Origin of the sequence: Agromyces sp. NDB4Y10, assembly GCF_001620055.1 — a bacterium.
GTDB classification, from domain to species: domain Bacteria; phylum Actinomycetota; class Actinomycetes; order Actinomycetales; family Microbacteriaceae; genus Agromyces; species Agromyces indicus.
Window position 1 is genome coordinate 18840 of record NZ_LQGY01000014.1, and the last position, 22699, is coordinate 41538.

Sequence of the window (22699 nt, forward strand, 5' to 3'; positions counted from 1 at the left end):
ATCATGACGATGACGCAGACGCCGGTCGACCTCGCCGCACCGTACGCCGACACCGCCGGCCGGGCCGTGCTCGAGACCATCCGCGCCTACGGGGTGACGACGATCTTCGGCATCCCGGGCACCCACAACCTCGAGCTGTACCGTCCGCTCGCCGACCTCGGCATCCGCGCGGTGACGAACCGGCATGAACAGGGCGCCGGCTATGGCGCCGACGGCTGGGCGCAGCAGACGGGCCTGCCGGGCGTCGTCATCACGACGTCGGGGCCGGGGCTGCAGAACGCGATGAGCGCCATCGGCACCGCGTTCTGCGAATCGCGACCCCTGATCGTGCTCTCGCCGGGCGTCGCACTCGGCGAGGAGTTCCGCGACGTCGGGACGCTGCACGAGACGAAGGACGCCTCGGCCATGGTCGCGGCCATCGCGGAGTGGTCGCGTCGGGTGACGTCGGCCGCCGAGGCCGTCGACGCGGTCCACGACGCGTTCGAGCTGTTCCGCACCGGCCGGCCGCGCCCCGTGCACATCGAGATCCCGCTCGACGTGCTGGAGTCGCCGGCCGAGGTGCCGGCGGCAGCACGGATGGCACGTCCCGCGCCGCCGTCGGACCGCGGCGAGGCGGGGCTGATTCGGGAGGCTGCCGAGCTGCTCGCCTCCGCGGCGTCCCCGGTGATCATCGCCGGTGGTGGCGCGACCCGCGCGACCGCCGAGGTCACCGCGCTCGCCGAACGGCTCGGCGCGCCGGTCCTGACCACGCTCAACGGCAAGGGAACCGTCGATGAGCGCCATCCGCTCGCGCTGGGGTCGAACCTGCGGCTCGCGGCGGCTCGCGCCGTCGCCGAGGCGGCCGATGTACTCGTCGTGCTCGGTTCGAAGCTCGGGGAAGCCGAGCTGTGGGCGCCGTCGCTTCGAGCCGGCGGCCGGGTCATCCGGATCGACCGCTCGGTGGCGCAACTCGACAAGAACCTGGAGGCGACCGTCGGGATCGTGGGTGACTGCGCTGCCGTGACCGCCGAGCTCGTCGCCGCGCTGCCGGTCTCGGAGCGGCCGTCGCCGGACCTCTCGACCGCCCGTCGGGCGATCGCGGACGAGATCCGCTCGACCGCGCCCGACACCGTCGCGCTCGCCGAGCAGATCGCGGAGGCCCTGCCCGACGACGTCATCGTGGCCGGCGATTCGTCGCAGATCATCTACCTGGCGCTCGCGAACGTGCTCGAATGCTCGAGCCCGCACTCGCTGCTCTACACGCCGACGTACGCGACGCTCGGGTACGGACTTCCGGCTGCGATCGGCGCGAAGGTGGCGCGGGCCGATCGGCCCGTGGTGGCCGTGCTCGGCGACGGCGCGCTGATGTTCGCCGTCAACGAGCTCGCCACCGCGGTCGAGCAGCGCCTGGACGTGACGATCGTCTGCGTCGACAACGGCGGGTACGCCGAGATCCGGCAGAACGAGGTCGACCGCGGCATTCGGCCGATCGGGGTCGAGCTGGTGCAGCCCGACTGGGCGGCGCTCGCCGACGCCTTCGGTGCCACGGGCCGACCGGTTTCCGACCGTGCAGAGCTCGGCAGCGCCATCCGCTCGGCCATCGCAGACGGGGGAGTGCAGCTGGTGCACATCCGCCAATAGGCGTGGTGGCACCCCCGGGCCCGCCCGGCTCGGCCCGCGCTAGCGCCAGCCGAGCGCCGGTGCGACGTGCGTCAGGATCGACTCGAGCACGTGCGCGTTGTAGTCGACGCCCAACTGGTTGGGCACGGTGAGCAACAGGGTGTCGGCGGCGGCGATCGCCTCGTCCTCGCGCAACTGCTCGATCAGCACGTCGGGTTCGGCGGCGTAGCTGCGGCCGAAGACGGCGCGGTAGTCGTCGATCACGCCGAACTGGTCGGACCGGTCGCCACCGCCGATGAAGTACTTCCGGTCCAGGTCGTTCGTGATCGCGAAGATCGACCGGCTCACCGAGACGCGCGGCTCGCGCTCGTGCCCCGCCTCGGCCCAGGCGGCCCGGAACGCCTCGATCTGCTTGCGCTGCTGCACGTGGAAGGGCTCGCCCGACTCGTCCTCCTTGAGCGTCGAGCTCATGAGGTTCATGCCCTGCTCGGCCGCCCACACGGCGGTCGAGTCCGAACCGGCACCCCACCAGATGCGGTCGCGCAGGCCCGGCGACTGCGGCTGGATGCCGAGCGGCCCCGGGTGCGGGTTCGGGAACATGGGGCGCGGGTTCGGCTCGGCGAACCGCGCCCCGTCGATGACCTGCAAGAACACCAGCGTGTTGTCGCGGGCGACATCCGCCATCGTCCTGCCCTCGGGCGCCTCGTAGCCGAAGTAGCGGTAGCCGTCGATCACCTGCTCGGGTGACCCGCGCGAGACGCCGAGCTGCAAGCGCCCGCCCGCGATGAGGTCGGCGGCACCGGCATCCTCGGCCATGTACAGCGGGTTCTCGTAGCGCATGTCGATCACGCCCGTGCCGAGCTCGATGCGACTCGTCTTGGCGCCCGCAGCGGCGAGGAGCGGGAACGGGCTGGCGAGCTGGTTCGCGTAGTGGTGCACCCGGAAGTACGCGCCGTCGGCACCGACCTCCTCGGCTGCGACCGCCAGGTCGATCGACTGCAGCAGCACGTCCGACGCCGATCGCGTCTGCGAGCCGGGCGAGTTCGACCAGTGGCCGAACGAGAGGAAACCGATGCGCTTCATACAGGGTTCCAACGCCGGGCGCGGCGGGGCATTCCGAGCGCGGCGGCGATCGGCCGGTGCTCCGATGGTCGAATCGGAGCACCGGCCCGCGGTCAGCGCACGCTCTCGAGGAAGTTCCGCGTGCGCTGGCGCTGCGGGGTGTCGATCACCGCGGCGGCCGTGCCCGACTCGACCACCACACCGCCGTCCATGAACACGACCTGGTCGGCGACGCCCCGGGCGAAGCCGATCTCGTGCGTCACGACGATCATGGTCATGCCGTCATCGGCGAGTTCGCGCATGACGTCGAGCACGTCGCCGACGAGCTCGGGATCGAGGGCCGACGTGGGCTCGTCGAAGAGCATGAGCTTCGGGCTCATCGCCAGCGCCCGGGCGATCGCGACGCGCTGCTGCTGGCCGCCGGAGAGCTGGGACGGGTAGTGTCCCGCGAAGTCGGCGAGGCCGACGCGGTCGAGCAGGTCGCGGGCGCGGGCCTTCGCCGTGGCGCTCGGGATCCTCGCGATGCCGACGGGCGCCTCGGTGATGTTCTCGAGGGCCGTCATGTGCGGGAACAGGTTGAACCGCTGGAACACCATGCCGATCCCGCGGCGCTGGCGCGCGATCTGCCGCGGCGTCATCTCGTGCGTGGCGTGACCGGCCTGACGGTAGCCGATGAGCTCGCCGTCGACGATGATGCGGCCGCCGTCGATCGTCTCGAGGTGGTTGATGCACCGGAGGAGGGTCGACTTGCCCGAGCCGGACGGCCCGAGCAGCACGGTCACCGTGCCCTCGGGCACCTCGAGCGAGATGTCGCGGAGCACCTGGTGGGCGCCGAAGCTCTTGCGCACGCGTCGGATCTCGACGAGCGGCCTCGTCGGGGTGCGGGCGGCGCCGGCGGTGCGTGCAGTGTCGGTGGTGCTCATACGACTCGGACCTCCTTGGTCTCGGGAGCGGGGTCCGGCCCGGGTCGGCGCGCGTCGATCGCCCGGCGCAGCCGCTGCAGAGGCGTCGGCGGAAGCGAACGGCTCGATCCTCGGCCGTAGCGTCGCTCGAGGTAGTACTGCGGGATCGACAGGACGCTCGTGAGGAACAGGTACCAGAGGCTCGCGACGATGAGCAGCTCGACCTGCTTGAGGTTCTGCGACGAGATGACGGTGGCCTGGGTGTAGAGCTCGAGCACGGCGATGACCGACAGCAGCGACGTGTTCTTCAGCATGGAGATGGTCTCGTTGCCCATGGGCGGGATGATCACGCGCATCGCCTGGGGCAGCAGCACGCGACGGAAGGTGTACAGCGGTGACATCCCGAGCGACGCGGCCGCCTCGCGCTGCCCTTCGTCGACGGAGAGCATGCCCGCTCGCACGATCTCGGAGGAGTACGCCGCCTGGTTGAGCGTGAGCGCGAGCAGGCCCGCGGTGAACGCGCTGATGAGCGCATTCGTGTCGGCCTGCCAGAACGCGATGTCCGTGAACGGGATGCCGATGGTGAGGCTCTCGTAGAGCAGGCCGAGGTACCCCCACAGCACGATCTGCACGAGCAGCGGCGTGCCGCGGAACACCCAGACGTAGCACCAGGCGACCGAGACGAGGACCGGGTTCGACGAGAGCCGCATGCCGGCGACCACGACGGCGAGGAACGTCGAGACGACCATCGCGATGAACGTGATCAGCAGGGTCAGGCCCACGCCGTCGAGGATGCGCGGATCGAAGACGAACGCGCCGATGGCCTGGAAGTCGATGTTCGGGTTGGTCAGCACGGATGCCGCGAACGACGCGACGAGCACCAGGACCAGGGCGCCGCCGACGACCCGCCAGGGTCGGCGCAGCGGGATGGCGACGACATCGTCATCGGTCGCGTCGAATGCCGGCGGCGCCGCGGAGGCCCGCGCGTCCGCCCCGCGGGTGGCCGTCATGATGCCGCCCCCTGGTTCACCTCGGCCGACTCGACGGCGTACGCGCCGATGTTGTTGCGCTCGAGCACCTGCTGGTAGGTCCCCTCGTCGATCAGCGCCTGCAGGGTCGCCCGGATCGCCTCGGTGAGCTCCGCGTCGGCCTTGAGGATGCCGATGCCGCTGTACACGGGCGAGAAACCGGCCGGGTTCTCCGGGTCGCGCACCACATCGAAGACCGAGCCGTCGCCCGTCGTCGCCGCGGCGTACTCCGCGACCACGGCGTCCGCGACGTACGCATCGCTCTTCCCGGCACGCAGCGCGGTCTGCGCGTCGAGGTCCGACGGCAGTTCGGTCACCCGGACGGGGTTGGACCCGCAGTCCATCGCCCGGAGCAGGTCGCCCTGCACGGTCGCCTTCTGCACCGACACGGTCCTGCCGCAGAGGTCGGACTGCGTGACGATGCCCCCGGGGTTGCCCGCCTCGACGAGGATCGCGAAGCCGCCGTACGTGTAGTCGACGAAGTTCAGCGTCTCCTGCCGTTCGGGCGTGTCGTTCATGCCGCTCATGATGAGGTCGTTCTTCCCGGCCTGCAGCGACGGGATGACGGAGTCGAACGCCTGCTTGTTGATGGAGACGTCGATGTCGAGCTTCTGCCCGATGAGGCGCGCGAGCTCGGGGTCGAAGCCGATCTCGCGGTTGGTCTCGTCGTACATCGCCATGGGCGGGAACGGGATGTCGACGGCGATGTCGAGGCGACCCTTCTCGGCGATCGCCTCGGGCAGCAGCGCGGTCAGCTCGGGGTCCGCGGTCGTCGAGACCTCGTCGCCCTTCGGCAGGTCGGGCCCGCCGCCGGCGCCGCCGGCAGCTCCGGCGGAGGCGGTCAGACCGGAGCATCCGGTGAGCACCAGGGCGGCGACGGCGGCGGTGGCGCCGATCGCGGGGATGAGGCGGCGGGTGATCATGGTGACTCCTTCGTCATCGGGTGCTGGGTTGAGGGGAGGTCGCGTCACACCAGTGCGCGGGCCATCGCCGGCGCGTGGGTGGCGAGCAGGTCGTCGTACGTCTCGCGCCGCGTGACGAGGCGCGCCACGCCATCCGCGACGAAGACGATCGCGGGCTTCAGCGCGCCGTTGTAGTTGTTCGACATCGTGTAGGCGTAGGCGCCGGTCGCGGCCATCACGACGAGGTCGCCCACGCGGGCCGGCGGCATGGGGGCGCCGTCGACGAGCAGGTCGCCCGACTCGCACTGGCGACCCACGAGTTGCACGGTCTCCGTCCACGGCTCGAGGAGCCGGTCGGCGAGCACCGCCTCGTAGCGCTGGTGCGTGAGGGCGATGTCCATCTGGTCGGCCAGGCCGCCGTCGACGGCCACGAACGTGCGTCCGGTGCGCTTGACGGTCGTCGTCCGGTACAGGGTCACGCCCGCACGCGCCACGATCGAGCGGCCGGGCTCGATGAGCAGCCGCGCCTCGGCGGGAAGGTTCGCTCGGGCCGCGGCCACGATGGCGTCGAGGTAGTCCTCGACGCTCGGGGCGTGCTCGTCGTAGGTGTACGAGACCCCGAGCCCGCCTCCGACGTCGTATGTGTCGAACGTGCCGATGGTCGAGATCTTGGCGACCGCCTCGGCGAACTGCGCGGTGTCGAGGATCTGGGAGCCGATGTGCAGGTGCACGCCTTCGAAGCGCATGAGCGGGTGCGTGCGCATGCGACGGATGGCGCGCTCCGCCTGGTCCCACGGCAGGCCGAACTTCGAGTCCGCACCTCCGGTCGCCTGCGAGGCGTGCGTCTTGGCGTCGACGCCCGGGATGACGCGGAGCAGCAGCTTCTGCGGGCGCTGGAGCAGTCGCTCGAGGCGGTCCAGTTCGTCGTCGTTGTCGACGATGATCGTGTCGATCCCGGCGTCGAGCGCCATGCGCAGCTCCGCGTCGGTCTTCGCATTGCCGTGGAAATGCAGACGCGACGGGTCGACGCCCGCTGCGAGCGCGAGCTGCAGCTCCCCGCCGCCGGCGATGTCCACCGACAGCCCTTCGTCCTGCGCGAGGCGGTACATGCCGACGGCGGGGAGCGACTTCGAGGCGAAGAGCACGTCGGAGTTCGGCCACCGCGCCCGCAGCCCGTCGACGAAGCGTCGGGCCTGCCGGCGCAGGCCGGATTCGTCGTAGACGTGGAGCGGCGTGCCGAACCGCTCGGCGAGCTCGGTGACGGCCACCCCGCCGATCTCGAGCACCCCGTCGGGCGTCGCGGTCGCCTCCTCGGGCAGGATGCGCCAGAGCTCGTCGAGACGCGTGCCCATGGGGGCCGGCCGGTTCGCGGTCATTCGTTCCTCCTCAGTGGCGTCTTCGCCATCGCGATGGCCAGCCTAGGAAGATCACACCTCCACCGGGTTGGAGATGTGGGATAACTTCGGCATATGAATGCAGCGCTTTCTCCAACGGAGGTGCCCGCCGCGATCCCACGTGTCACGCTGGCCCAACTCGTCGACCAGCTCGGCCCGAGGACCATCACCGCGATCGGCCCGGCCGACGCCGCGATGGCGGTCACCGGCACGGAGTTCCTGGACATCGCCGACGAGATCGCGGATGCCGCCGGCACCCTGCTGCTGGCGCCCTCCACCGCATCGCTCAGCACGGCCCGCCTCGCGGCCGTCGCCGCCGCCGCCGCGGACGCCGGCGCGGCGGGCCTGGTGCTCAAGTGCAGCCCAGATCGGGTCGCGGCGATCGCGGCGATCGCGGAGTCGACGGGACTGGCGATGCTGCGGGTCGCCGACCGGATCAGTTGGCGCCTCCTCGACGCGCAGCTCACGCACCTGCTCGGCGAATCCGACGCCACGCTCTCGACGCCCCAGGATCGCGGTGCCGAGCCGCTGTTCGCGGTGGCGAACGAGCTGGCCGAGCACTTCGGCGGGTCCGTCGCGATCGAGGACCTGAGCCGCAACATCCTCGCGTACTCGTCGGTGCCCGGACAGCTCATCGACGAGCTGCGAACCCACGGAATCCTCGCACGACGGGTGCCGGCCTCGCCGTACAACGACGACCAGTACCGCACCGTGCTGCGGTCGGACGACCCGATCAAGTACCCGCGGCTCGGCGACGAGGAGCCGCGCGTCGCGTACGCGATCAGGGCGGGCGCGGTTCCGCTCGGCACGATCTGGGCGATCGACGCCTCAGGCGACGGCCCGGTGACCGAGGAGCAGGCCGAACGGATGCGTCGCGCCAGCGCCCTCGCGGGCGCCCACCTGCTGGACGACCTCCGGGCGCACGCGACCAGCCAACGACCCCGGGAGGATCGCCTTCGCACGCTGCTGACCGGCATCGACCTGACCGGCACCGAGTTCGCGGAGCTCGGCATCCCCGAGGAGCCGGGTGCCGCGCTGCTCGCATTCGACGTCCCGCATGCCAGCCCGACCGCGGTCGCGCAGCTCCGCTCGACGGTCATCCGTCACCTCGTGCTCCACCGACCCGACACCGTCGCCGTCGCCCACCGGGGACGCGTCTACGCGCTGTTCGCAGCGGGAGGCGCCGACGAGGCGGTCCGAGCCGCCCGGCCGCTCGTCCCGCTGCTGGACCGCCTCGTCGGGGCGGGCACGCTCATCGCGGTCGTGGGCCCCGTGCACCGCTCGGGCGCGGTCGCAGGCGCCCGCGAGCTGGCGGACCGGTTGCTCGAGGCGGCGGCCGACGACCCCGAATCGGGTGCCGGTCGGGTGGTGACCACCTCGAGCGTGCGCCCCCGGCTCGTGATCGAGCGGGTCGCGGAACTGTTCGCCGACGCCGACGAGCTGCGCGACCCGGCGCTCGAAGCGCTGTCGGCGGATCCGTCCACCAGCCGCGTCGCCGAGACGCTCCTCGTCTGGCTCGAGTGCTTCGGCAATGTCGCGCAGACCGCCGATCGACTGGGGGTGCACCAGAACACGGTGCGACACCGACTGCGCCGAGCCGAAGAGGAGCGCGGCATCCGTCTGGATCGACCCGACCGGAGACTCGCAGCATGGCTGCAATTGCGAGCCGCGGGGGTCGTGCATGCCTGAATCGTCAATGCGTCGAGCGAGCGGTAGCGGAGCGGCGGACGGTGCGGTCCGATCCCCCTCCCGAGGGCATGCTGCTGTACGGACTCGCCCTACCGAACCACGAAGGATGCCACGTGAAGCTCCGTCCCGCCGCCCCCGCCGTCGCGCTCCTCGCGCTCCTCGCCCTCGCCGGGTGCGCGCCCCAGTACGAGCCGGTCGAACCGTTGCCGTCGATCGGCGAGGCGACGCCGGAGCCGTCGGCTGACGCAGTCGAGGAGATCCACTCGGGCGTGCCGCTGGCGCCCGGAGCGACGCTCGCGGAAGGCGAGTGGGGCATCTACGACATGCTGGCCGCCACGCCTGACCAGAGCGAGTCGGTGCCGGTCCGGGTGCAGCTCTCGCCGGCGGGCGCGGACCGCCCCACCGACGACGAACTCGAGGAGCTCCGGGCGGCCGGCGAGTCGTACGTGGCGGGCAAGGAGGTCGCGTTGCTGCGCTACCGACTCCAACTGCTCGACGACTTCCCGGCCGGGTACGTCGCCAGCATCGGCAATGCTCAGCTCAACCCGGTCGGCGCCGACCAGCAGGCCGACGGCTTCGGCAAGCTCGTGGCCGTCGGGATCGACTTCTGCAGGGCCACGCTCGGCTTCAACCAGTCCACGTCCACGGCCAGTGGCGCGGTGCAGGACGGCTGCGTGATCGTCACCTGGGCGGAGGGCGCGACGCCGCCCGCCGGTCTCGCCTTCGGGGGCAGCGTGCCGCTGGGCGACGAGAACCCGTTCGCGGCGAACCCGGCCCTGCTGTCGATCGCCGTGGAGTAGCGACCGAGCGGTCACAGCCCCCAGTCGTCGGCGGCCGCCGAGCCGCTGGCGTTGCTCGGGACCGCCACGAACTGCACGATCGACTCGTGGCGGTCAGGCCACGAGCCCGTACGCCGTGGCGTTGGCGACGAGGTTGGATGCCGCGTGCACGACGATCGAGGGTGCGGTGCGCCGGGTCGCCATGGCGAGGGCGCCGAGGACGATTCCGGCGAACAGCGTCGCCGCGGTGAGGGCGACGCCGTTCACGCCCGCGAGGCTCTGGGGGAGGTGGAGCGCGGCGAACGTCGCGGCGGTGATCAGCACGGCGGCGTTCGTCGCCCGGAAGCTGCGAATCTGGTCGGGGTCCGGTCCGTCGAACCAGCGCTTCAGCGAAGGCTGCAGCATGCCGCGGAAGACGACCTCCTCGATGAACGGCGCCGCGATGACCGACAGGATGAGGTTCGGAACCCAGATCGCCGGTTCGGGCGTGACGAACACGTTCGAGTCGAGACCGCCCGGGTCGCCGAACATCAGCAGCGCGAGGTACACCACGACGGGCTGGATGAACCAGATGGCGGCGAATGCGGCGGGGATGCCGAGCAGGTCGATCCACCGGAAGCTTAGCCCGTAGTCGCGGATGAGGTTGCCGGTGCCCCATCTTCGCGACACGAACACGATCCAGGCCGTGACGAGCACGGGAAGGGCGAAGACGATCGCCAGCCACACCGGGTAACTCACCCATTCGGCCGGGAGCAGCGACGGCCCGAAGATGCAGAGGGCGAAGATCCCGACCCCGACGAGGGCATGAAGAAGACCCCACCGGCGGGTCGACGGGGTCGCGGATGACGGGGCGGTGACGAGGTCTATGCCGCTGACTGTAGCGGACGGCGACGCAGCAAAACACTTTGGCACCGCCGGCTTCTTGACGGGCTCGTCCGGCGTGGGCTACCGTCCTGCCAAGACGATTTGGCAAAACGTATTGGCAACTCGTCCCAAGAGGGTCTGCGTTCCTGTCACACATGAATCGAATGGAGTCGAAGTGATGAAGCTTCGCACAGCACGACCGGGGCGGCCCGGTCGCCGCACGCTCATCGCAGCGGCGTCGGTGAGCGCCGCCGCATTGGTCCTCAGTGGCTGCGGCGTGGGCGGCTCGGGAGAGGCCGCGTCCGACACCGACGAACTGACCGTCGTCGTCGAGGGTGGCGGCAAGGCCGAACTGCAGCCGATCGCCGATCTGTACAAGGAGGAAACCGGGACCACGGTGACGCTCGTCGAGCTGCCCTACGCGGGCCTGTACGACCGCGTCTCGTCGGAGCTGCAGGCCGGCCAGCCGTCGTTCGACGTCGCCGCACTCGACGCCATCTGGCTCCCCGCGTTCGCGCCGGCGCTCGCCCCGCTCGACGACCTGTACACCGACGACGTCGAGTCCGACCTCTTCGGCGGCCTCGTGAGCGAGGCGAAGGTCGACGACAGCTTCGTCGGCATGCCGGTGTGGACGAACTCGGAGATCCTCTTCTACCGAACCGACCTGTTCGAGGACGCCCAGAACATGGCCGACTTCGAGGCGGAGTACGGCTACGCGCTCGCCGCGCCGACGACCTGGGAGGAATACCGCGACGTCGCGGAGTTCTTCACCCGCGACACCGACGGCGACGGAACCGTCGACCTCTACGGCACCGACGTGAAGGGCGCCGTCGAGACGGAATGGCTCGCGACGGTCTCGCAGGCCGGCGAAGAGACCATGGTGCTGGATGCCGCAACCGGAGAGGTCACGATCGACAGCGCCGCGCACCAGGAGGCCCTCGACTTCTACGTCAGCCTGCTGCCCTTCGCCCCGGCCGGGGCAGCCCAGCTGGACTGGGCGGGATCGCAGAACCTCTTCTATCAGGGCAATCTCGCGATGATGCGCTTCTGGGGGCACGCCTACCGGCAGACCCCGGACGACTCCCCGGTGAAGGACTCCATCGGCGTCGCTCCGATGATCGGCGGACCCGCGGGCGTCGCGGGCGTGCCGGGAGCCTGGTACCTCTCGGTCCCCGCCTCCGGGGCGAAGCAGGATGCCGCGAAGGAGTTCGTCGCGTTCGCCTACGAGCACAACGCCCTCGCGGCGGACACGTCGCTCGGCCTGGTCGCCCGGAAGAGCGCGTTCGAGAGCAAGGCGGGCGAGCCCGGTTTCGAGAACTACCCGGCGCTCGTGACCACCCTCGAGGCGCCGCAGTCGCTCCCGCGCCCCGCGACGCCCGAATGGCAGGAGATCGTCGACTCGGTGCTCGTCCCGCTGATGCAGAAGGCCGTCGAACCGGGCGCGGACACCGCGCAACTGCTCTCCGAGGCGAAGTCCCAGATCGAAGCGATCGTCGAATAGACGGCCGACCCGGAAGGCAATCGTGGAGACACTCGCTCCCCAGGCCCGGGCGGAGGCGGCTCCGGCCGCCCCCGCCCCGGGCCCCGGCCGCCCGACCCGTCGTCCCGCTCGACCGCGCCGCCACCTCAGCAAGGACCGGGGTGACCGACGATTCGCGCTCCTGCTGCTGGCACCGGCCGCCCTGTTCCTGACGGCGTTCGTGCTGTGGCCGCTCGTGCGGTTCGTCTACGACAGCTTCTTCGAGATCTCGCCGTTCGCCGGCGCATCCCGCACGTTCGTCGGCTTCGACAACTACGCGACCGCGTTCGCGTCCGACGCGTTCCAGTCGGCATCGCTACGAACCCTCGTCTACACGATCGTCGTGGTGACGGCCGAATTCGTGCTCGGTCTCGCGGTCGCCCTGCTCTTCACGGCGCTGGGGCGTCGCTCGGCAGTCTTCCGCACGGTCTTCATGTACCCGCTGATGATCGCGCCGGTGGTCGCCGGCCTGCTGTGGCGCTTCCTCCTGATCGACAACTTCGGCATCGTCAACCAGCTGCTCTTCGAGGCGGGCATCATCTCCAGCCCCGGGCAGATCCAGTGGCTGAGCGACCCGAACATCGCGTTGTTCTCGGTGGCGGTCCCGGACATCTGGCTCACGACCTCGTTCGTCACCCTGGTGCTCTTCGCGGGACTGCAGAACATCCCGGGGGACGTGATCGAGGCCGCCCGCATCGACGGAGCCAGGTATCCGCGGATCCTGTTCAGCATCATCATCCCGCTGCTGCGACCGGTGATCGCCGTCGCGCTGATCGTCCGCGGCATCGACGCGGCGCGCGCCTTCGACATCATCCTCATCCAGACGGATGGCGGACCCCAGGGCAGCACGACCACCCTCAGCCTTCTCATCTACCGCACCATGACGCGGTTCGGCGATCCCGGACTCGCGAGCGCCATGGGGACGGTCTACCTCCTCGTGATGCTGGCCGTGGCGATCGCCGCGATCATGCTCATCTGGCGACCCGGGAGCAGCGCACGATGAACCCACTCGAAACCCGAGGCAAGAGCCGCATCCTCCTGTGGGTGCTGCTGGCCGTCGCCATCGTCATCTACGGCTTCCCGTTCCTCTACCTCCTGCTGACGTCGTTCAAGACGCCGCTCGACGCGATCTCGGTGCCGCCGTCGGTCCTGCCCGAGACGTGGACCCTCGACAACTACGTCGCCGCACTCAGTCGGGGCGGTGTGCCCGCGGCGCTCATCAACAGCGTCACCACGGCCGTCGTCTCGACCGTGCTGTCGCTGGTCCTCGCCGTACCCGCCGCCTACGCGATCACGCGCTTCCGCACGCCGAGCGGTCGGGTCTTCATCGTCGCGGCACTGGTCACGCGGATGGTGCCGACCATCGCCGTCGGCGCGCCGCTGATCGAGCTGATGCGCACCCTCGGGCTCACCGACACGTCGTTCGGACTCGCACTCGCGCACACCACCATCTCGCTTCCGCTGTCGATCTGGCTGATGGCGAGCTTCTTCGAGGCGGTGCCCGATGAGCTCAGCGAAGCGGCCGAGGTCGACGGCTGCAGCCGCATCCAGGCCATGGTGCGCGTCGTCCTGCCGGTCGTGTCCGGCGGCTTGGCGGTGACCGCGATCTTCGCCTTCCTCGCATCGTGGAACGAGTTCCTCTTCGCCTTGCTGCTCACCTCGGTGCGTGCCCAGACCACGCCCGTGGTCATCGCCAACTTCCAGAGCCAGTTCGGGCTCGACTGGGGCGGCATGACGGCGCTCGCCGCCATCTACTCGCTGCCCGTCATCCTGCTGACCCTGTTCCTCCAGCGGCACATCGTCGCCGGCCTCACCCTCGGCGCAGTCAAGGGCTGAGCCTCCGATCCGAACGGACGACCATGTCGAGCACCACCACGTACGACGTCACCGCCTGGCCCGACGGAGACCCCTTCGACGACATCGGGGCGGTGATCAACAGCATCATCGCCGACGTGAAGGAGCGCCAGGCGGCGTCGACCACCGAGGACGGAGGGAAGCCCGGGGCGGTCATCACCATTCCGCCCGGCGACTACCGCCTCCGGACCCAGGTCGTCATCGACCTCAGCTTCCTCAGGATCGAGGGCGCCGGGCACGGCTTCACCTCCTCGAGCATCCGCTTCAACGTCCCGCAGGAGGAGTGGCCCGAGCTGCACGAACTGTGGCCGGGCGGCAGTCGCATCATCGTCGACCTCCCGGAACGCCATCTCCGCGAGGAGGCCGACGGGGCGGCGTTCCGCATCGCCCGCAGCGGCAGTCCCCGCATCAGCTCCGTCGAGCTCTCGGGGTTCTGCATCGACGGCCTGCACTTCACGGGCGAGGGCCCCGCCGGGAACCCCGAGAACTCGTACGTCAACGGCAAGACCGGCATCTACGTCGCCGATGCGAACGACTCCTTCCGCATCACCGGCATGGGGTTCGTCTACCTCGAGAACGCGATCACCGTCTACCACGCGGATGCCCTCTCCATCCACGACAACTTCATCGCCGAATGCGGCAGCTGCATCGAGCTCCGCGGCTGGGGGCAGGCGTCGAAGATCACCGACAACCTGGTGGGGGCCGGCTTCACGGGCCGATCGATCTACGCCGAGCACCACGGGGGCCTGCTCATCACGGCGAACAACGTGTTCCCGCGTGGCGCGAGCAGCATCCACCTGCACGGCGTCACGCGGTCAAGCGTGACCAACAACCGGCTGCACTCCTTCTATCCGGGCATGGTGATCCTCGCCGCGAACAGCTCGGAGAACCTCGTGGGGTCGAACCACTTCCTGCGGGACCAGGAGCCGTGGACGCCGTTCCTGGACGCGGACAACGGCCTCGACGATCGCTACGGCCTCCTGACGATCAGCGGCGACGATAACTCCGTGATCGGCAACCACTTCTCGGAGATCGTCGAGGCGCACCGCATCCGGCCCGAGGGCGCGACGCCCGTGATCATCAAGGTGCTCGAGGGGAGAGGCAACTACATCGCCGCCAACCACGTCGTCGCAAAGGATGTCACCGTGGGCTCGAGCGACTCGTGCTTCGCCGCACAGGTCGACGCGCTTCTGGCGACCGACGGCGACCTGCCTCTGGAGGTCACGACCGTCTCCGTCGAACCCGGCGCCTCCCGCACGACGATCCTCGACTCCGGCACCGAGGCGCAGGTGCAGGCGGACCGCACGGTCAACGCCGTCAGGGCGCTGCCGCCGCTTCCGGCGGCGTCGCCCGATGTCTCGGGCTCGAAGGTGGTACGAACGTGAGAGGTCGACGATGACAGGGAGCCGGGTGTCCGAGAAGACGAGCGGAATCAGGGACGTCGCCGCGTTGGCCGGCGTTTCGCCGACCACGGTGTCGCACGTCCTCAACCAGACGCCGCACACCCGGGTGAGCGAGGAGACCGCGGCGCGCGTCCGTGCTGCGGCCGAGGAGTTGGGATACCGGCCCAACCGTCTCGCGCGAGGCCTGCGGACACAGGCATCCGACATGATCGGCCTGCTGACCGAGGAGATCGCGACGACCCCCCACGCCGGACGGATCATCCTCGGCGCCCAGGAGGAAGCCAGCCGCCGCAACCTCACGCTCGCCATCATCAACTCGGAACTGCACCCCGATCCTGAGATGGACGAGTCGCAGATCCAGGCGTTCCTCGACCGCCAAGCTGACGGGATCATCTACGCCACCGTCTACCACGACGTCATCGAGGCGCCCGAGAACCTCCTCATGCGTCCGGCCGCGCTGATCGGTGCGCGGGACACCGCCGGGTCGATCCCGGCCGTCCTGCCCGACGAGCGCGGGGGCGCGGCATCCGTCGTCGACATGCTCGTCGCACGGGGACACCGCCGGATCGGCTTCGCCGCGAGCGCCGACGACGTGCCGGCCACCCGCGGTCGCCTGCAGGGATACCTCGACGGGATGGCGCGGGCGGGGCTGTCGACCGACGGCCTGATCGTCGAGGGCGGATCGGACGCGCGCGGTGGCTACCGCGCGACGCTCGCGCTGCTCGAGCACGAGCCCACGGCGGTGTTCTGCTACAACGACCGCATGGCGATGGGCGCCTACCGCGCCGCCGCCGATCGCGGACTGCAGATCCCGAGCGACCTCTCGGTGGTCGGCTTCGACGACCAGGCACCACTGCCGGAGAGCCTGTTCCCGGCGCTGACGACGGTCGCACTCCCGCACTACGAGATGGGTGCGTGGGCGGTGGCGGCGCTCGCCGACCTGATCCAGGGAACCCGCGACGGCCAACCCCGCGCCGCCGATCCCGAGGTGCTCGAGTGCCCGCTCGTCGAGCGGGACTCCGTCGCGCCGCCGCGCCGCCGAGTCGCGGCCTGAGTACTCGGAGGGGTTCGGGCGGTCCAGCAGACCCTCGCCCGGACCCCTTCGTTCATCCGTCCCGTCCAGCCCTTCGCCCACCGTGAGGACCCACATGCGACCCAGCCTGCATTTCACCGCCCGACGCGGATGGATCAACGACCCCCACGGCATCACCTACCGAGACGGTCGGTACCACGTCTTCTTCCAGTACGTGCCCGACCGCACCTCGTGGGCGCCGAACTGCCACTGGGGGCACTCGACCGGACCGGACCTGCTGTCGTTGACGGAGGGACCGGTCGCCATCGCACCCGGTGACGGTGACGACGGCATCTGGACGGGGTGCCTCGTCGAGGACGGCGACGACACCGTGATCTTCTACACGGCCACGTCCGTTCCGGACTTCGGCATCGGTCGCATCCGTGCCGCCTACCCGTCGGACCCGGAATGGCGGGACTGGCGCAAGGGCGACGTCGTCGTGGAGGCGCCCGCAGAACTCGACCTGATCGCGTTCCGCGACCCGTTCGTCCGCCGCGAGGGATCCGGCTGGCGCATGTTCGTCGGCGCCGCCCGTCGCGACGGGACCGCGATGGCCCTGTCCTGGACGTCGCCCGACCTGCGCACGTGGTCGTACGACGGCGTGGTGCTGTCGCGTTCCTCGGCCGAGCGGGAGCCGGTCTGGATGGGCGCGCTGTGGGAGTGCCCGCAGTTCGTCGAGGTCGACGGGGTCGAGGTGATGGTCTCGTCGGTGTGGGATGCCGACGTGCTGCACTACGCCGGCTACGCGACGGGCACGTACCGGAACGGCCGCTTCGACGCGGCCGGCTGGGGCAGGCTGACCTACGGCGACGGATACTACGCGCCATCCCTGTTCTTCGACGCCGAGGGTCGCCCGTGCCTGTCGTTCTGGATCCGAGGCATCGCAGACGAGGAGGCGGGTTGGGTCGGCGCGCACAGCGTGCCCTTCCGGCTCTCGGCGCGCGGGGGAACGCTCGTGGCGGAACCGCACCCCGACGTCGCGCGACACCGCGGCGATCGTGCGGACGACGGCCGCGTCGCCGGCCTGGCGGCCGATATCGAGTGGACCGGCTCGACCGGCGACCTCACCGTGACGAGCGGCGGGGAACGCCTCGTCCAGATCACCCGGACCCGGGATGCCGCCGTGGTGACGATCGGTTCCGAGGAGTGGACGGTGCCCGCCGCGGGCGAACTGCGCCTCATCCTCGACGGGCCGGTGCTCGAGCTCGCTTCACCGGCCGCGCTCTTCAGCGCGGCACTCAGCCCGGCCGGTGACGACCTGCACGTGCGGGCATCGGCGGGCGCCCTCGAGGTCTTCGCGCTGACGGGCGACGCTCGGGTTCCCGGCGTCCCCGGCTGACCTACTCGAGCAGCTTGCCCGCGACCGACACCTCGCGGTCCATGAGCGCCGCGATCTCCGCGGGGATCGGCGGGATCTCCTCGCGGGTCACGCCGGTCGTGGGCGACCAGACGAGGTTGACCTGCAGCGCGGCATCCGTCTCGGGGTAGTCGCTGCGGTTGTGGCATCCGCGGGTCTCGCGTCGTTCGAGGGCGGCCTCGAGGGTCGCGCGGGCGGCGAGCGCGGCCGACTTGAGGTCGAACGCGTGGGCGAGGTCCTGGTAGCCGGCGAGGTCGGGGTGCACGCCGATGTTCCGCATGCGGTCCTCGATCGCGTCGAGCTCCGCGAGGCCGGTGCGCAGGCCCTGCTCGTCGCGCACGACGCCGGCGTGCTCGGTCATGGTGTTCCGGATGGCGCGCTGCAGGGCGCGCACGTTCTCCGCGCCATCCGCGGCGAGCAGGTCGTCGATCTCGGCGCGGGCCGCGGCGACCGCGGCCGCCGAGCGGCGCTGCGCGGCGAGCCCGCGCGAGTACTCGGCCGCGGCTTGGCCGACGATGCGGCCGAACACGAGCAGCTCGATGAGGGAGTTGCCGCCGAGGCGGTTCGCGCCGTGCAGTCCCGAGGAGGCCTCGCCGATCGCGTACAGGCCCGGCACGTCGGTGCCGTGGTCGTCGGGGCGCACCCACACGCCGCCCATCGAGTAGTGCGCGGTGGGCGCGATCTCGATCGGCTCCTTCGTGATGTCGCGCATCTGCAGCTCGAGCATGGTCTGGTACACGCGGGGGAGGCGCTGCATGATCGTCTCGCGCGGCAGGTGCGAGACATCCAGCCAGACACCGCCATTGGGGGTGCCGCGACCCTCCTTGATCTCGGTGTAGGCCGCGAGGGCGACGCGGTCGCGCGTCGAGAGCTCCATGCGCTCGGGGTCGTACTTCGACATGAAGCGCTCGCCGAGTCCGTTGGTGAGGATGCCGCCCTCGCCGCGCGCCGCCTCGCTGATGAGGGTGCCGGCCGCGTTCTCGGGCTCGAGGATGCCCGACGGGTGGAACTGCACCAGCTCGGGGTCGCGCACCCGGCCGCCCGCCTCGACGGCGAGGCGCCACGAGTCGCCCGTGTTCTCGTCGCGGCGCGACGACGTGCGACGCCAGATCCGGTTGTGGCCGCCGGCCGCGAGGATGACCGCGTCGGCGTGGATGAGGTAGCGCGTGCCGTCCTCGAGGTCGAAGCCGTAGGCGCCGAACACCGCGCCGTCGTCGTTCACGAGGATGCGCGTCACGTAGACGGTGTCCAGGATCGGCACTCCGAGCTGTGCGGCCCTGTTGACGAGCGTGCGCTGGATCTCGAGGCCTGTGTAGTCGCCCGCGAACGCCGTGCGGCGGTACGTGTGCGCGCCGAAGAAGCGCTGCGAGATGCGACCGTCCTCCTCGCGGGCGAACGGCATGCCGTAGCGCTCGAGGTCCTGGATGCCGCGGCCCGCGTTCTTCGTGACGATCTCGACGGTGTGCGGGTTGGCGAGGAGGTAGCTCTCCCTCAGCGTGTCGGCCGCGTGCTGCTGCCAGCTGTCGTCGGGGTCCATGGTCGCGAGGGCGGCGTTGATGCCGCCCGCGGCGAGGGCGGTGTGCGCGTCGGACTTCGCGCGCTTGCCGAGGGCGAGCACGTCGACGCCCGCCTCGGCGAGCTCGATCGCGGCGCGCAGGCCGGAGCCGCCCGTGCCGATCACGAGGACGGTCGTGGAGATCTGGCGCTCTGCAGTACTCATGCGATCCACGGTAGGTTCGTGATTCGGATGCGTCCAATGCATCTTCTGCTTCGTCGCGATGCGCGTACGCTATCGACATGAACCTCGAGCAGCTCCGATCCTTCGTCGAGGTCGCGCGGTTCGGCAACTTCACGCGTGCCGCCGAGGAGCTCTACCTCTCGCAACCGTCACTGAGCCGCCAGATCGCCGCCCTCGAGCAGAGCCTCGGCGCCGAGCTGTTCCACCGTGCCCGCGGCGGGTCGACCTTGACCGTCGCCGGTGAGTCGCTGCTGCCGCTCGCCCGTCGCATGCTCGCCGACGCCGAGTCGGTGCGTCGCGAACTCGCCGAGCTCGCCGGCCTCGAACGCGGCCGCGTGCGGCTCGGCGCGACGCCGACGCTCTGCATCAGCCTCGTCGCCGAGGTGCTGAGTGCGTTCCACGCCGAGCATCCGGGCATCGAGCTGCACCTGTCCGAGCAGGGGTCGCGGGGGCTGCTCGACGAGCTCGGCAGCGGCGAACTCGACCTCGCGCTCATCGTCACCTCGGATGCCACCACCGCCGAACGCTTCACTGTGACGCCGCTGCTCGTCGAAGAGCTCGTCGTCGTGTCATCCGCCGCCGCCGCGCCCGTGACGGACGGCCCCAGCATCTCGCTCGCCGAGGTCGCGCGCCTGCCGCAGATCGTCTTCAGCTCGACCTACGACCTGCGGTCGACGACGGATGCCGCATTCCGCGCCGCCGGGCTCACCCCCGAGGTCGTGCTCGAGGGCGCGGAGATGGACGCCGTGCTGCGCTTCGCCGAGCGCGGCCTCGGGGTGGCGATCGTGCCCGCGATGGTGCTCATCGACCGGCCCGGGCTGCGTGCCGTGCGTCTCGAGGCGCCGACGCTCGAGCGCACGATCAGCCTGGCCAGGCCAGCGGATGTCGCGCCGACCGCCGCGGTCGACGTCATGCAGCGCACCATCGCGGAGACGGCGACGGCCTTCGCGGGGCGGGCGGGGGAGACGATGCGGGTCGCAGGCGGCGGTTGAGGCGGGGACTGCTACGACCGGGAGGCGGCCAGCTCAGCCGGGGGCGGCTGCGGCCGCGACGCTGGTCGCGGCGTCCGGCGCCCCCTACTCTCGGACCATGACGACATCGCGTCCGTCGCCGGGGGTCGGCGTCGAGGGGGTCCGCCGATGAGCTTCACGCTGCCTCGCCGCGGCGTCGTGCTGGGCGTGGCCTCGCTCGTGCTGAAGGAGGGGGCGACGATCGAGGGCGCCCTGGAGGTCGTGCGCGCCGCGGTCGGCGCCGGCGTGGTCGCGATCGACACCGCGCGGGCGTACGCGACGGTCGACGACGACGCCGCGGGCGAGCGGATCGCCCAGGTCGCGCGCGAGCAGTCGCCGAGCCTCCCGATCATCACCAAGGCCGGTCACTTCCGGCTGGGCCGGGCCGCCTGGGACTCCGACGGCAGCGCCGAACGCGTGCGCGCCGACGCCCTGCGCAGTCGTGAGGTGCTGGGGGCGCCGCCCTCGCTTCTGCTGCTGCATCGCGCCGACCGTGTGGAGGACCTCGAGGCGTCCGTCCGCGAGCTCGCGGCCCTGCGCGACGAGGGGGTCGTCGAGGCGATCGGCCTGTCGAACGCGTCGATGGAGCAGCTCGACCGCGCCCGCTCGATCACGACCCTCGACGCCGTCGAGAACCGCTTCGCACTCGGGATCGATCGCGCGAGCGAGTACCGCTACTGCGTCGACGCCGGCATCCCCTTCCTCGCGTACGCGCCGTTCGGCGGCCCCCGCGCGGACCCGCTCGCGACACACGTGCCCCGCGTCGCCGCGATCGCCCGGAGCCGGGGCGTCTCGGTGCATCGATCCGCGCTCGCCGCGATGCTCGACGCCATGCCGGGCGCGTGGCCCGTCATCGGCTCGACGCGCGTCGAGTCGGTGCTCGACTCCATCGCCGCGGCCGAGCTCACGGTCGACGACGAGCTGCGCCGGGCGTTCGCCGACGACCTGCGATCGCGAGGCGTCGGGCTCGGCGCCTAGCGGTGGCATCCGCTTGCCATCACCATGCCGCAGGATCGACGCATGCCCACCCCGGCCGCCGAGTTCATCGACCGCACGCTGGAGGCCGAAGGCTCCGACGAGCGTGCCGAGGAGGCGGCGCGGCGCATCGGCGCCGGCCTGCGGTTCACCGGCGCCTCGGTCGGTGCGGTGCGGGGCACGGTGCGCGACGCCCTGCGACGGCATCGGGGGATGACGCACGACGAGGTCACCGCGCTCGCCTCGGAGCTCTGGTCGGAGCCGGTCTACGAGCGCCGGCTCGCCGCCGTGGTGCTGCTGCAGTCGAACGTCGACCTGCTCCGCGCCGGCGACCTGACCCGGCTCGAGGGCTTCCTCCGCGACGCGCGCGTCGACCAGCTCGTCGACCCGCTCGCTCGTGATGTCGTGAAGGCCCTGGTCGAGCGGATGTCGGGCGTCGACGCCGACCGCGCGCGGCGGATCATCGACCGGTGGGCCGAAGCGGACGATCCGCACCTGCGGCGGGCGGCCGCGATGCAGTGACCGCGTGGAGCGGCGCGCCCGTCCCGACGGCAATCACCTCGCCAGCTCGTCGCCCGCCCACGCCGGCACGAAGGGGGCTGTCGCCTGCTCCAGCCACGACCACAGCTCGTCCTGCCGCGACCCGATGCGCGTGCTCGGCGCCGCCTCCGTGACGCGGCCGATCTCCACGTACCCGCCGTGCAGGTCGCGGTGCGCGTCGCCGAGGGCGAGCTCGATCGCGTGCCGGCTCGTGATGTTCGGGGTCGTCGCTCCGGGGAGCAGGCTCATGGCGGGCATGAGCCGTCGCCACACCCAGTACATGTAGCCGGGCATGTCGCGGCCGAGGCCGGTGCCGGCGACGAGCCCGGGGTCGTAGGTGTTGAGTCGCCGACCGTCGGCGGCCAGCTGCGCCGCCCAGGGGTTGGAGAGCGTCACGAGGGCGAGCTTGCTCGACGCGTACGCGATGCCGCCCTGTTCGCGCTCGTCGGCGAACCGCTCCTCGCCGGTCGCGGGCGGCGCGGCGGTGGCGAGGTCGGCGGGCGCCTGCCAGACGGGGTCGGGGATGAGGTTGAACGAGGCGCGCTTGCCGCGATGCGTCGACGACCCCAGCAGCACGACGTGGCCGTCGGGCGCGAGCAGGGGGCGGATGCCGCGGAGCAGCAGGTGCTGCGCGATGACGTTCACCGTGAACGTCAGCTCCCACCCCTGCGCGCCGCGGCGGCGCCGGTCGGTGAACTGCGTGCCGGCGTTGAGGACCGCCGCGTCGATCGAGCCGATCCGTCCGTCGGCCTGGAGGGCGCGCACGTCCTCGAGCGCGGCCGCGACGGAGTCGAGGTCGGCGAGGTCCGCATGCACGGCGTGGGCGGTGAGGCCGGCGTCGCGGGCGACGGCGGTCGCGGCATCCGTTCGCCCCGCGTCGCGGCCGAGCAGGACGAGCCGGGGGCGGGACGGATGACGCACGAGGTGGCGCAGCATGCCGGCGCCGATGCCGCTCGTGGGCCCGGTGAGGAGGACGGTCGGGGAAGTGATGTCAGTTTGTGTCATGACTCTC

At 71.1% G+C, this 22699-nt stretch carries 20 protein-coding genes; 12 read left to right on the forward strand and 8 right to left on the reverse strand.

What is annotated here, in order from left to right; all coding sequences use genetic code 11:
- The first annotated feature begins 9 nt into the window (after positions 1-9).
- The gene (locus AVP42_RS03095; protein WP_082846989.1) at positions 10-1620 is read left to right on the forward strand and encodes a thiamine pyrophosphate-binding protein; all 1611 of its coding nucleotides are present in this window, start codon (positions 10-12) and stop codon (positions 1618-1620) included.
- A 39-nt stretch (positions 1621-1659) separates the two neighbouring features.
- On the opposite strand, the gene AVP42_RS03100 is transcribed toward AVP42_RS03095, so the two are convergent.
- The 5 genes from AVP42_RS03100 to lysA all read right to left on the reverse strand — a co-directional run bounded on the left by AVP42_RS03100 (position 1660) and on the right by lysA (position 6869).
- Entirely contained in the window at positions 1660-2682 is a 1023-nt protein-coding gene (locus AVP42_RS03100) for an LLM class flavin-dependent oxidoreductase (protein WP_067946016.1), read from the reverse strand.
- 92 nt (positions 2683-2774) lie between these two features.
- Positions 2775-3584, reverse strand: a complete 810-nt coding sequence (locus AVP42_RS03105; protein WP_067946018.1) for an amino acid ABC transporter ATP-binding protein — start codon at positions 3582-3584, stop codon at positions 2775-2777.
- Positions 3581-4573, reverse strand: coding sequence for an amino acid ABC transporter permease (locus tag AVP42_RS03110; RefSeq protein WP_067946020.1), 993 nt, complete (start codon positions 4571-4573; stop codon positions 3581-3583). The genes AVP42_RS03105 and AVP42_RS03110 overlap by 4 nt, the downstream gene beginning before the upstream one ends.
- Positions 4570-5514, reverse strand: a complete 945-nt coding sequence (locus tag AVP42_RS03115) for an ABC transporter substrate-binding protein (RefSeq protein WP_067946022.1) — start codon at positions 5512-5514, stop codon at positions 4570-4572. Before AVP42_RS03115 ends, AVP42_RS03110 begins: the two co-directional genes overlap by 4 nt.
- A gap of 44 nt (positions 5515-5558) precedes the next feature.
- The gene (gene lysA / locus AVP42_RS03120; RefSeq protein ID WP_067946024.1) at positions 5559-6869 is read right to left on the reverse strand and encodes a diaminopimelate decarboxylase; all 1311 of its coding nucleotides are present in this window, start codon (positions 6867-6869) and stop codon (positions 5559-5561) included.
- Positions 6870-6989: 120 nt separating this feature from the next.
- On the opposite strand from lysA, the gene AVP42_RS03125 reads away from it, so the two are divergent.
- On the forward strand, positions 6990-8576 hold the full coding sequence (locus tag AVP42_RS03125) for a CdaR family transcriptional regulator (RefSeq protein WP_231878524.1): 1587 nt from the start codon (positions 6990-6992) through the stop codon (positions 8574-8576).
- Between the two features lie 113 nt (positions 8577-8689).
- Positions 8690-9376: a hypothetical protein gene (locus AVP42_RS03130; RefSeq protein ID WP_067946028.1), complete on the forward strand. Its 687-nt coding sequence runs from the start codon at positions 8690-8692 to the stop codon at positions 9374-9376.
- Between the two features lie 93 nt (positions 9377-9469).
- Here AVP42_RS03130 and AVP42_RS03135 read toward each other — a convergent pair whose 3' ends face one another.
- Positions 9470-10093 carry a CPBP family intramembrane glutamic endopeptidase gene (locus tag AVP42_RS03135; RefSeq protein ID WP_157356696.1) on the reverse strand — a complete coding sequence of 208 codons (624 nt, stop codon included), beginning with the start codon at positions 10091-10093 and terminating at the stop codon, positions 9470-9472.
- Positions 10094-10397: 304 nt separating this feature from the next.
- Between AVP42_RS03135 and AVP42_RS03140 the strand changes: the two genes are divergently transcribed.
- From AVP42_RS03140 to AVP42_RS03165, 6 genes are all read left to right on the forward strand, one after another.
- Positions 10398-11720, forward strand: coding sequence for a sugar ABC transporter substrate-binding protein (locus AVP42_RS03140; RefSeq protein WP_082846947.1), 1323 nt, complete (start codon positions 10398-10400; stop codon positions 11718-11720).
- A 160-nt stretch (positions 11721-11880) separates the two neighbouring features.
- Positions 11881-12741 carry a carbohydrate ABC transporter permease gene (locus tag AVP42_RS03145; RefSeq protein WP_067946470.1) on the forward strand — a complete coding sequence of 287 codons (861 nt, stop codon included), beginning with the start codon at positions 11881-11883 and terminating at the stop codon, positions 12739-12741.
- Positions 12738-13574 (forward strand): carbohydrate ABC transporter permease, encoded by an 837-nt coding sequence (locus AVP42_RS03150; protein ID WP_067946032.1) that lies wholly within the window; start codon positions 12738-12740, stop codon positions 13572-13574. The genes AVP42_RS03145 and AVP42_RS03150 overlap by 4 nt, the downstream gene beginning before the upstream one ends.
- Before the next feature lie 23 nt (positions 13575-13597).
- Complete coding sequence (locus AVP42_RS03155) at positions 13598-14977, forward strand: NosD domain-containing protein (protein WP_067946034.1); 1380 nt, start codon at positions 13598-13600, stop codon at positions 14975-14977.
- A 25-nt stretch (positions 14978-15002) separates the two neighbouring features.
- Entirely contained in the window at positions 15003-16049 is a 1047-nt protein-coding gene (locus AVP42_RS03160; RefSeq protein ID WP_197466942.1) for a LacI family DNA-binding transcriptional regulator, read from the forward strand.
- Between the two features lie 94 nt (positions 16050-16143).
- A complete protein-coding gene (locus AVP42_RS03165) occupies positions 16144-17406 on the forward strand; it encodes a glycoside hydrolase family 32 protein (protein ID WP_067946038.1) in 1263 nt (420 codons plus the stop codon).
- A gap of 1 nt (position 17407) precedes the next feature.
- On the opposite strand, the gene AVP42_RS03170 is transcribed toward AVP42_RS03165, so the two are convergent.
- Positions 17408-19144, reverse strand: coding sequence for an L-aspartate oxidase (locus tag AVP42_RS03170; RefSeq protein WP_067946472.1), 1737 nt, complete (start codon positions 19142-19144; stop codon positions 17408-17410).
- A gap of 77 nt (positions 19145-19221) precedes the next feature.
- On the opposite strand from AVP42_RS03170, the gene AVP42_RS03175 reads away from it, so the two are divergent.
- The 3 genes from AVP42_RS03175 to AVP42_RS03185 all read left to right on the forward strand — a co-directional run bounded on the left by AVP42_RS03175 (position 19222) and on the right by AVP42_RS03185 (position 21669).
- Positions 19222-20154, forward strand: a complete 933-nt coding sequence (locus tag AVP42_RS03175) for a LysR family transcriptional regulator (protein WP_067946040.1) — start codon at positions 19222-19224, stop codon at positions 20152-20154.
- Positions 20155-20301: 147 nt separating this feature from the next.
- Positions 20302-21150, forward strand: a complete 849-nt coding sequence (locus tag AVP42_RS03180; RefSeq protein WP_067946042.1) for an aldo/keto reductase — start codon at positions 20302-20304, stop codon at positions 21148-21150.
- Positions 21151-21192: 42 nt separating this feature from the next.
- On the forward strand, positions 21193-21669 hold the full coding sequence (locus AVP42_RS03185; protein WP_067946044.1) for a DNA alkylation repair protein: 477 nt from the start codon (positions 21193-21195) through the stop codon (positions 21667-21669).
- Positions 21670-21702: 33 nt separating this feature from the next.
- Here AVP42_RS03185 and AVP42_RS03190 read toward each other — a convergent pair whose 3' ends face one another.
- The gene (locus AVP42_RS03190) at positions 21703-22692 is read right to left on the reverse strand and encodes an SDR family NAD(P)-dependent oxidoreductase (RefSeq protein ID WP_082846949.1); all 990 of its coding nucleotides are present in this window, start codon (positions 22690-22692) and stop codon (positions 21703-21705) included.
- Positions 22693-22699: the final 7 nt, after the last annotated feature.

Coding starts and splice junctions, on each gene's coding strand:
- AVP42_RS03095 (WP_082846989.1), top strand. CDS start 10: ATGACGCAGACGCCGGTCGACCTCGCCGCACCGTACGCCGACACCGCC.
- AVP42_RS03100 (WP_067946016.1), bottom strand. CDS start 2,682: ATGAAGCGCATCGGTTTCCTCTCGTTCGGCCACTGGTCGAACTCGCCC.
- AVP42_RS03105 (WP_067946018.1), bottom strand. CDS start 3,584: ATGAGCACCACCGACACTGCACGCACCGCCGGCGCCGCCCGCACCCCG.
- AVP42_RS03110 (WP_067946020.1), bottom strand. CDS start 4,573: ATGACGGCCACCCGCGGGGCGGACGCGCGGGCCTCCGCGGCGCCGCCG.
- AVP42_RS03115 (WP_067946022.1), bottom strand. CDS start 5,514: ATGATCACCCGCCGCCTCATCCCCGCGATCGGCGCCACCGCCGCCGTC.
- lysA (WP_067946024.1), bottom strand. CDS start 6,869: ATGACCGCGAACCGGCCGGCCCCCATGGGCACGCGTCTCGACGAGCTC.
- AVP42_RS03140 (WP_082846947.1), top strand. CDS start 10,398: ATGAAGCTTCGCACAGCACGACCGGGGCGGCCCGGTCGCCGCACGCTC.
- AVP42_RS03150 (WP_067946032.1), top strand. CDS start 12,738: ATGAACCCACTCGAAACCCGAGGCAAGAGCCGCATCCTCCTGTGGGTG.
- AVP42_RS03155 (WP_067946034.1), top strand. CDS start 13,598: ATGTCGAGCACCACCACGTACGACGTCACCGCCTGGCCCGACGGAGAC.
- AVP42_RS03165 (WP_067946038.1), top strand. CDS start 16,144: ATGCGACCCAGCCTGCATTTCACCGCCCGACGCGGATGGATCAACGAC.
- AVP42_RS03170 (WP_067946472.1), bottom strand. CDS start 19,144: ATGAGTACTGCAGAGCGCCAGATCTCCACGACCGTCCTCGTGATCGGC.
- AVP42_RS03175 (WP_067946040.1), top strand. CDS start 19,222: ATGAACCTCGAGCAGCTCCGATCCTTCGTCGAGGTCGCGCGGTTCGGC.
- AVP42_RS03180 (WP_067946042.1), top strand. CDS start 20,302: ATGAGCTTCACGCTGCCTCGCCGCGGCGTCGTGCTGGGCGTGGCCTCG.
- AVP42_RS03185 (WP_067946044.1), top strand. CDS start 21,193: ATGCCCACCCCGGCCGCCGAGTTCATCGACCGCACGCTGGAGGCCGAA.
- AVP42_RS03190 (WP_082846949.1), bottom strand. CDS start 22,692: ATGACACAAACTGACATCACTTCCCCGACCGTCCTCCTCACCGGGCCC.